This is a genomic window from Commensalibacter sp. Nvir, from assembly GCF_963921845.1.
Classification (GTDB): domain Bacteria; phylum Pseudomonadota; class Alphaproteobacteria; order Acetobacterales; family Acetobacteraceae; genus Commensalibacter.
Genome location: NZ_CAWUGZ010000046.1, coordinates 19,593 through 29,267 on the forward strand (window position 1 = coordinate 19,593; position 9,675 = coordinate 29,267).

Below are 9,675 nucleotides of genomic sequence, written 5' to 3' on the forward strand. Positions count from 1 at the left end.
TGGCTTTTTTTATAAACATTCTTTGAGAAAGCGTTGCAAGGCTTTGCCCCTATGACTGATACTATTTTTCTCTAGTTCGGTCATTTCGGCAAACGTTTTTTCAGAGTGATTTGGTTGAAAGATAGGATCGTAGCCATGCCCATTTTCTCCTCTAGGAGGCCAAACAAATTGTCCATCAACTCTGCCTTCGAAATATTTCACAATGTTGTTTGGACTGGCAACACACAACATACAAACAAAGTAAGCCGACCGATCCGATTTGCCTGTTAATTTATTTTTTATTAAATGCATTGCTCGGGCATAGTTTTGATCCGGACCTGCCCATCTTGAGGAATAAATACCAGGTTCACCTTTTAAACCGTTCAGACAAAAACCTGAATCGTCTGCTAGACAGATTTTCTGTGTCAGCTTGGCGGCAAAAGAGGCCTTGATTTTGGCATTCTCTTCAAAAGTAAGCCCTGTTTCTTCTGGTTCGGGTAAGTTTAAGTCTTTGGCTGAATAAACTTTAATAGAAAAAGGGCTTAGCAGGCTTTTAATTTCATTAATTTTTCCTGAATTATGCGTCGCAACCAATAATGTATTGCCAGCTTTTAATTTGAATAATGCGGTCATCGTTTTTCTCTTTAAAGATTGGAATAAAGTATATACACTCTAAATGGATACATTGAGATTTACTAACTCGATTAAAATAATAAGTTTGTTTCCTATAACAGCTTTGATAATAATTTCTTTAGGTAAGATTTTACTTAAACCTCAAAAGTCAATTAGATATCGTATATTTTAAATTTAAAACACAATAGCACTTAATCTATTAACTTTGACTTAATTTCGTTTAGAAAATGAAAAGGAATAATTATGACTGAATCAATAGATGCGTCTTTTTCCGGAACATTTAAAATTGGCGGAGAAATAAAAGTAAATCGTTTAGGTTTTGGCGCTATGCGTATAACAGGTAAAGGCGTGTGGGGAGAGCCAGAAGATCGTAACGAAGCGATTGCAACGTTAAAGAAAACGATTTCATTAAATATTAATTTTATTGATACAGCTGATAGTTATGGCCCTTTTGTAAGCGAAGATCTTATTTGTGAAGCCCTTTATCCTTATCCTTCTACTTTATTGATTGGCACCAAAGCAGGGCATACCCGATTGGGTCCCGATATATGGCGGCCTATCGGAAATCCGAATTATCTTCGCCAATGCGTGCTTATGAGTATGCGTCGTTTAAAATTGAATGAAATTAGGTTTTGGCAGCTGCACCGTGTAGCAGAAGATACGCCACCTGAAGTTCAATTCGAAACTATTGCTAAAATGCAACAAGAGGGTCTGATCCGACACGTAGGTCTTTCTGCTGTAGGTATTAATATGATTAAAAAAGCCCAGCAGTTTTTCGAGGTGGTATCCGTTCAAAATCGTTATAATATGCTTAATCGTGAATCAGAAGAGGTATTAAATTATTGTATAGAAAAAAATATAGCTTTTATTTCTTATGCCCCTCTAGATCAAAATACGTTTGAAGAAGGGGATGTACTTAAAGAGCTTATGCAAGAAAAAAACGCCTCTGCGCGACAGATTGCTCTGGCTTGGCTCTTGAAACGAAGCAAAGTAGTTATACCTATACCAGGTACGAGTAAAGTGCAGCATTTAAAGGAAAATGTAGCGGCTGCGTCTCTTCATCTTTCGGACGCGGAATGGTTTAAGCTTGATAAAGAAGGTCGAGCTGTATGGCATGCTCGTAAAGCAAATTTAAAATCCACGTTAAGGAATGAGTAAATCAATTTACGATTGTTGTTATTTTTGATTTTTCAATTACAATCATAGAGTTAAAAACCGTTACATTTCTTACTTAAAACAAAAGAGCTTCAGTGCATGTATTCCGATCCCCCTCCCGTTCACTCTAATGATCAGAATGATGGAGAACGTCAAATAAAATTTAAACGACCACGCTATCGATTATGGCGCATATATTTAGGATTGATTGCTGGTTTAATTTTTTTAATTGCCCTTATCGGGGGAATTGGTATTTGGGTTGGATATCAAGGCACAATTAAGGGGTTGCCAACCATTACAGGTCTGCGTGATTACGCGCCACCTGTAATGAGTCGCATTTACTCAAGTGACGATCAGGTCATTGCTGAGCTTGCAGCGGAACGACGATTTTTCGTTCCTATTTCAGCTATTCCTAAACAGGTAAAGGATGCTTTTATTTCCACAGAAGATAAAAATTTTTATCTTCATAGCGGTGTCGATCCAATGGCCATTATGCGGGCATTGGTTCAGGATGTTTTTCGCCTGCATGGGAAACGACTGGTGGGGGCTTCGACAATTACGCAGCAAGTTGCTCGTAATATGCTGTTGAATAACGACCGTAAACTGGAGAGAAAGATTAAAGAAGCCATCTTAGCGCTTCGTATTGAACAGTCTTTAACAAAAGATCAGATCCTTGAAATTTATTTAAATGAAATTTATTTGGGGGCTGGTGCGTATGGAGTGGCTTCGGCTGCGCAAGTTTATTTTCACAAAAATTTAAATCAGCTTACGATTGCTGAGGCCGCTTATCTAGGAGGGTTACCCAAATCGCCGTATAATTACGATTTATATAAAGACCCAAAAGCCGCGATACAGCGTCGAGATTTTGTAATAAGTCGTATGAGAGACACGGGGGCAATTACACTAGAACAAGAACAGGTTGCTCTTAAGGAGCCATTGTTACCTGTAAACCAATCCAATCATAGAGGACCGATTGCAGGAACTGAATGGTTTAGTGAGGCGGTTCGAAGGGATTTGATTGATCGCTATGGTCTTGAAAAAACCATGCAGGGTGGGCTTGAGGTCCATACCAGCCTTAATTTGGATAATCAAGCTTTGGCGACAAAGCTTATGCGAGAAGCCTTAATGAGTTATGATCGAAAACGAGGTTGGCGCGGAGCTTTAAAAAAAATAGAGAAGATAGATGTCGATGATTGGCAAACTCAACTTTTGCACGAAACAGCTCCCAAGGGCATGTTGCCAGGGTGGCGTTTGGCGATGGTTTTGGACGGTAAGTCTGGCAAAGTGGGATGGGTAGAAAAAAATTCTCAACAAATACAAAATTTTAATGCAACCCTAGATGCAAAAAGCATGGTTTGGCAAAAACGTTCGCCGCACAGTATTAAGACAGGTGATATCGTTATGATTGAACCCTTAGCAGATAAAGGAAAAGTCGCGTTAAAACAAATTCCACGTATTGAAGGGGCTCTGGTATCGATGAACGTTCGAACTGGTCGGGTGTTGGCAATGTTTGGAGGTTGGTCGTTCGCAGAATCGCAATTTAATCGGGCGACGCAGGCGTTGAGGCAACCAGGTTCATCGTTTAAACCTATTGTTTACCTTGCAGGTATGGAACAAAATGTACCGCCTTCGCAAATTTTTACGGATTCTCCTTTTTCAGTGGGAAACTGGCATCCTAATAATTACGAAATGAATTTTTGGGGCCCTACGGCTCTTCATAATGGGTTAAGATACTCGAGAAATTTAGTTACCATACGCTTGGCCGCACAAATCGGTATGGACGCTGTATCGAAGCTTTCTATTGCTCTCGGTGAAGTGGACTCCATGCCAAAAGTGCTCCCGGCTGTGTTAGGTGCAGTAGAAACAACCGTTTTGCGTCATGCTGGCGCGTATGCAAGCATTGCTTCGGGGGGACTGGTCGTCCATCCGACGTTGATAGACTATATACAAGATCGCAACGGGAACGTCCTTTGGCGTTCTGATGCATTTAAAGTGGATCATTTGACAGATCCAAATCAACTTCCAGAATTAAGCGATCAGCGAAAACGAGCGGCTTCTGAACAAAGCGCTTATCAAGTAATTACAATGATGAAAGATGTTATCAGAAGGGGTACTGGATCGTCTGCCAGTAAAAATATTGATATGCCGATTGCTGGGAAGACAGGAACCAGCCAAAATTTCAATGACGCTTGGTTTGCTGGATTCTCTCCCGATGTGGTAACCGTTGTATGGTTTGGTTACGATCAGCCACAGAGTTTGGGAAAAGGCATGTCGGGTGCCGTCGTGGCAGGCCCGGTCTGGAATAACTATATGAAACAAGTATTAGCGTCTTATAATAAAAGAGATTTTGCTCAACCTTTGGGCGTTTTCCTTGCCAGTTATGATACCAGCAAAGGAACGGTTACGGATGCCTTTAAAGAAGGTCAGACGCCTGGTGCAAGTATTAATTTAAATTCTGGGGCCGCTACGGGTGAGTTAACTGCTTCGGATACGGGGGCTGAAAATGTACCAGATTCTGAAGAGTCTATGGGTACCGCCATGCCTCCGGCTGAACAAAATAACGGAACATCAACCGATCAACCGAAACAAGAAACACCTTCTTCAGAGGGTGATATTGGTATGGGCGGGTTGTATTAATCTGCTTGTATTCTAAAAAAAAAATTGTTATTAGTATTGAGAACCATTTGCAACTAAGGATAAAAAGAATATGTCTGCCGAAAGCGAAGCCCTATACCAAATCATAGAGCAGTCCATTGACCTGCTGAGGAGGCATCTTTGACTGGGATAAAACGTTGGATCGGTTAGCTGAGCTTAACAATCAGGTTGAAAATCCAAAATTATGGGATAACGCTGAACAAGCTCAAAAAATTATGCAAGAGCAAACGCTCCTTACGAGCCAGATCGAACAAGTCAGAACGCTTGAACATGACGCTCGTGATAATTTTGAGCTTCTTCAGCTTGCTGAGTTGGAAGACGATCAACCCGTTATAAAGGAAGCACTCGCTCGTCTCAGAGACGTTGAAAAGAAAGTAAAATGCCTTGAGAGCGAGAGTTTACTTTCTGGAGAAGCGGACCGTAACGATTGTTATATTGAAGTCAATTCAGGGGCCGGGGGAACCGAGGCTCAAGATTGGGCAGAGATGATCGTGCGTATGTATTCGCGCTGGGCAGAGCGCCATCATTATACGGTTTCTTTGCTGGAAAGTACAGAAGGAGAACAAGCGGGTATTAAATCAGCAACGCTTAAAATTACTGGCACTAACGCGTATGGTTGGTTGAAAACAGAAGCTGGAGTTCATCGTTTGGTTCGTATATCACCCTTTGATTCGGCCAAACGCCGACATACTTCTTTTGCTTCTGTCTGGGTATACCCTGTGATTGATGAGTCTATAAAAATTGACATTAATGAATCAGATTTAAAAGTGGATACGTATAGAGCTTCTGGTGCTGGTGGCCAGCATATTAATAAAACAGAATCAGCGATACGTATTACGCACATACCTTCTGGCATTATAGTGGCCTGTCAAACCGATCGCTCACAACACCGTAATCGTGCAACGGCGATGGAAATGTTGAAGGCACGTATGTACGAGCTCGAATTACAAAAGCGAGAAGAGCAAGCCGCACAAACAGAGGCTAGTAAAACTGAAATTGGCTGGGGTCATCAAATACGTTCTTATGTATTGGCTCCGTATCAATTGGTTAAGGATTTAAGAACGGAAGTGGAAAAAACAAATCCACAAGCAATTTTAGATGGGGATTTAGATGAATTTATGGCAGCTGCATTGGCGCTAAGAGTGGGTGCAACGCGTTCGAAAGCGAGCGCTCAAGCAATTTGAATCTTGCAAAAATAATAAAATTATTAGGCGATTAAGGAAAAATTTGGTCGATGTTCAGTTATAACGAGCGTCATCCTATTGAGCACATTATAGGATTTTTGGGCGTCTTAATATTACATATTCTTCTTATTGGTGGGTCGATTATGCTTATACATTCGCCCCAAAAAGAACGTGTGGATACTCCACCTTTGCAAGTGCAAGTCGTTGAGGTTTCCTCTTCTACTTCTACTGCTGTAGAGGCTCTTCAACCGCCTCCACCTGAGATGATTATGCCCCCGCCACCTGAAGTAAATCCGCCGCCAATTAACACCGAAGCGCCCGTCCAGCCTAAAAAACCTCCTGTTGTGAAACAAGTGCAAAAACAGGTTCCACAACCCAGGCAATCGGAAGATCAAACGAATAAACCTGTAGGGGATCAAGGAGCAAGCGTGCGACCTCCTGGAGTGGGCACCCCTGATCAAAGTGCCGGCAGTAAACCACTAAACGGTGCACGAATTGTTTATCCACCGGATATGGAGGAGGCGGGCAAAGAAGGTCGTGTTATTTTATCGTGTGATGTTGAGACCAATGGATCAACCAATAATTGTAAAATTATATCCGCTATAGGGGGTAATTCTTTCAAAGAAGCAGCGTTAGAGTACGTTCATCGTGCTCGTTATAGTCCAGCAACGTTGAATGGAAAACCTGTCAAAGAATTAGCGCACCGTTACACCATAACGTTTCGATTGGGGGCCAATGATTAACCTGTGATTAAACATAAAAACTAAGTCATCATCGTTGTTGTTCATGGGTTCGTCTCTCAAGAACAATTATGATAATGCTTTCAATTCTTTAGTTTGATAACGAGTGTATGAATAGTAGCTGATAGAGAACCAAACATTTCCTTGTTTACTTTACTTAAGCGAATAATAACTTTGTTATTAGATATTCACTTCCTCTCTTTACCAAAACCAAAATTAACCACTGCTAAGGTTTATAGAAAATAAAAATACAAAATGATTTCAATAAAATTCATTGCAAGAACAGTTCTGAGGAGTTTATAAAGAGTATGCGTATTAAAAATCGTTTGTTAAGTTATGTTGCGTTGTGCATGTTGGTTGCTGCCTCATCAATTGCTATTCAACATACTGTAATGGCTCAGCAAACCACTGATCAACAAAACTTACAACAACAAGTTGTACCTTCTTCACCAGCAACCAATACTTCCCTTAATACGGCTCCTGCCGGTGCGACCGTTTCAAATAATGGCAACAGTCAAACAATGAACCCGCCCGTTGCTGCCAATACAGCCCCCTCGCCAGCAACCGAAGCCGTTGATAAAAATGTAGCCGATAATCCTTATGGCCTCAAAGCATTATGGATGGGTGGGGACTTGGTTTCACGAATAACGCTTTTGATTATGGCGGTTATGTCTGTAGGGACTTGGTATATTATTGTGATGAAAGTTATTGAGCAATCACGCTTAATAAGAGCCTACAAAGAAGTAACAAAAAATCAATTTTGGCAACAAAAAAATCTTAAGCAGAGCGCTGAAAGATTGGCACAAAACTCGCCTTACCGTTTAATTACGCAAAATGGAATTGACGCGGTTGACCATCATAAAGGTGTTTTACAAGAAACGCTTGATTTGTATAGTTGGGTTTCTATTACATTGCATCGTACGTTGGATCATATACAAAGCAGTCTTCAAAATGGACTTGCTTTTTTAGGTACAGTGGGTTCCACAGCCCCTTTTGTTGGATTATTTGGTACGGTTTGGGGTATTCATCACGCGTTAAGTGCCATTAGCATAGCAGGGCAAGCCACCTTAGATAAAGTCGCTGGACCCGTTGGTGAAGCGCTTATCATGACTGCGATTGGTTTGGCTACCGCCGTACCTGCGGTTTTAGGGTATAACTACTTGGTTCGTTGCAATAAAATTATTCTTGATCAAGCAAGAAGTTTTACGGCCGATGTTCAATGTGTGTTGATGGGGGGTCGTCCTAAAAAGAGCACTGATGATAACGATCTTTCGATAAAACAATAAGGCACAATAATATGACTAAATATGTAGTTAGTCCTTATGATGGGGGGAATTTCACCGGAATAGAAAGAGAAGAAAACGAGGTTGTTTCCGAAATCAATACCACCCCATTGGTGGATGTTATGCTCGTATTGTTGATTATCTTCCTCATTACTATTCCTGTTGCAACGCACGCTATTAAAGTTAATTTACCTGTAAGAATGAGTCACCCTACTCTTGTCAAAAATGGTAACGTTGCGATTGCTGTTAATGCAAATGGAGAGATTTTTTGGAATGAGCAACTGGTTGCTGATACATCCATGCTTCAATCGAAATTGAACGAAACGTCCTCCTTACATCCACAACCTCAAATACAGATAAGGGGTGACGAGAATGCGCATTACGAAACGGTGGGCAAAGTGGTTAAAGCGTGCCAACAAGCAGGTATTAGGCGTGTCGATTTTATTACGCAGCCTCCAAAAAATGGATAATATTCGCAATGGATAGTTTAAAAACAAGACAATCTCGTAGACTTTCTTTGCAAGCCAGCGATAGCGATGATGAAGTGATGGTTAATATCAATACAACACCTCTAATTGATGTTATGCTTGTTTTGTTGGTCATGTTAATTATTACTATACCCTTACAAACTCAGTCCGTACAATTGGCTTTGGGAAGAAATGATAATGCGCAGGTGGCAGAACCTCCTCCTAATGTTATTGTTGGCATTGATTTCGACAATAGTGTTACGTTTGATAAACAGTCCCTACCCAATGAGAGCGCATTGCAAACGCATTTTCAGGACATAGCGCGTATGCCAACGCAACCAACCGTTTTTATTAAACCCAATCGCTTGGCAAGTTACAAAATGGTTGCTTTCATTCTTGCCGATGCACAACGATTGGGTGTAAAAAAAATTGGGATAATGAGTGACGATTAGAGGGTTAAAAGGTTGATTTAATGAAACGTTTTTTTTTACTGTATAGTCTATGTGTTGTGGTTTTTGTTTTTGGAGCGATTATCCAGAGAAATTTTGCTTTTGCAGGAGAGACGGTAAGTAATAAAATAGCGGTTCCACTTAAGAAAGCAGAACAATTTTTAAAACAGGGTAAAACCACCCAAGCGGATGTTGCTATTCGTGAGGCTCAAGCCATAGCCAAACCATCCATCTATGAGCAACAAATAATTGAAAAATTGAAAATAGCTTCTGCTTTAAAACAAAATAAAATACAAGATGCTCTTTCGAGTTATGATCGTTTAATAAAAATCGGTCATATAAGTTTGCAAGAACAACAAAATATCGTTATGGCTCAGGCAAGCCTTGCGTATAGAAATAAAAATTATTCAAAAGCTATAGAGTTTATCAACCATTATTTTCGTATTGGGGGAAACAATTCCCACATGAAAACACTTCTTATTCAATCTTATTTTTTGAATAAGGATTATAAAAATGCTCTAGCCCAACAGAAAGAACAAATTAATTTCGAAGTAAAACAAAATATTATTCCTGCCGAATCTCAGTGGCTCATTCTTGCCAATTGTCAGGAAAAACTGGGAGATTTTAATAGTCTAAGACAAACGTATTTACAGTTAGCAACGCATTATCCCAAAGCAATATATTGGTCGAAGATTATGTCTTCCATAACAGGCGCCAAAAATACATCTCCTTCCGTTCAATTGGCTGTTGCAGAGTTTCAATACCGTAATGGGCTTTTAATGGATGCCAAAGCGTATACCAATGCCGCTGAAATCGCTTTGCAAGTTGGAGTACCGCACTTAGCGGAGAAAATTATACTTGCGGGTCAATCACAAAACATATTTGTTGGTCAAGATGCAGAACGAGCAGCGCGATTAGAAATATATATCAAAAATACTATTACCAATAATGAAAAAAACCAGATTAATGCGCTTAACGATGCAAAAACCAATCTTAAAGGTGATCGCTTATTTCTAATCGGTTATGACCAATTTATTGCAGGTCAAAAAGATGGGGGGCTGGCTTTGATGAAGCAGGCGCTTGAAAAAGAGCAAGTAAATACTTCTGTAAATAAATTATACTATGCTTTA

Annotated in this window: 9 protein-coding genes; 8 read left to right on the forward strand and 1 reads right to left on the reverse strand. The window is 40.3% G+C overall.

Going from position 1 to position 9,675, the window contains the following annotated elements; translation table 11 throughout:
• Positions 1-9: 9 nt before the first annotated feature.
• Complete coding sequence (gene rdgB, locus AABE15_RS03695; RefSeq protein WP_338329931.1) at positions 10-612, reverse strand: RdgB/HAM1 family non-canonical purine NTP pyrophosphatase; 603 nt, start codon at positions 610-612, stop codon at positions 10-12.
• Positions 613-855: 243 nt separating this feature from the next.
• Between rdgB and AABE15_RS03700 the strand changes: the two genes are divergently transcribed.
• The 8 genes from AABE15_RS03700 to AABE15_RS03735 form a co-directional block, all read left to right on the forward strand.
• Positions 856-1,770, forward strand: coding sequence for an aldo/keto reductase (locus tag AABE15_RS03700; protein WP_338329932.1), 915 nt, complete (start codon positions 856-858; stop codon positions 1,768-1,770).
• 96 nt (positions 1,771-1,866) lie between these two features.
• Positions 1,867-4,404 carry a PBP1A family penicillin-binding protein gene (locus tag AABE15_RS03705; protein ID WP_338329933.1) on the forward strand — a complete coding sequence of 846 codons (2,538 nt, stop codon included), beginning with the start codon at positions 1,867-1,869 and terminating at the stop codon, positions 4,402-4,404.
• Between the two features lie 70 nt (positions 4,405-4,474).
• A protein-coding gene (gene prfB / locus AABE15_RS03710; RefSeq protein ID WP_338329934.1) for a peptide chain release factor 2 occupies positions 4,475-5,606 on the forward strand; the annotation gives its coding sequence in 2 pieces (ribosomal slippage) (positions 4,475-4,543 and positions 4,545-5,606; 1,131 coding nt in all).
• A 50-nt stretch (positions 5,607-5,656) separates the two neighbouring features.
• Positions 5,657-6,349: a TonB family protein gene (locus AABE15_RS03715; protein ID WP_338329935.1), complete on the forward strand. Its 693-nt coding sequence runs from the start codon at positions 5,657-5,659 to the stop codon at positions 6,347-6,349.
• Between the two features lie 305 nt (positions 6,350-6,654).
• Positions 6,655-7,632 (forward strand): MotA/TolQ/ExbB proton channel family protein, encoded by a 978-nt coding sequence (locus tag AABE15_RS03720; protein ID WP_338329936.1) that lies wholly within the window; start codon positions 6,655-6,657, stop codon positions 7,630-7,632.
• 11 nt (positions 7,633-7,643) lie between these two features.
• Positions 7,644-8,099 (forward strand): biopolymer transporter ExbD, encoded by a 456-nt coding sequence (locus AABE15_RS03725; protein ID WP_338329937.1) that lies wholly within the window; start codon positions 7,644-7,646, stop codon positions 8,097-8,099.
• 8 nt (positions 8,100-8,107) lie between these two features.
• The gene (locus AABE15_RS03730) at positions 8,108-8,548 is read left to right on the forward strand and encodes a biopolymer transporter ExbD (RefSeq protein WP_338329938.1); all 441 of its coding nucleotides are present in this window, start codon (positions 8,108-8,110) and stop codon (positions 8,546-8,548) included.
• Positions 8,549-8,568: 20 nt separating this feature from the next.
• On the forward strand, positions 8,569-9,675 hold a 1,107-nt coding region (locus tag AABE15_RS03735; RefSeq protein WP_338329939.1), incomplete at its 3' end, for a hypothetical protein.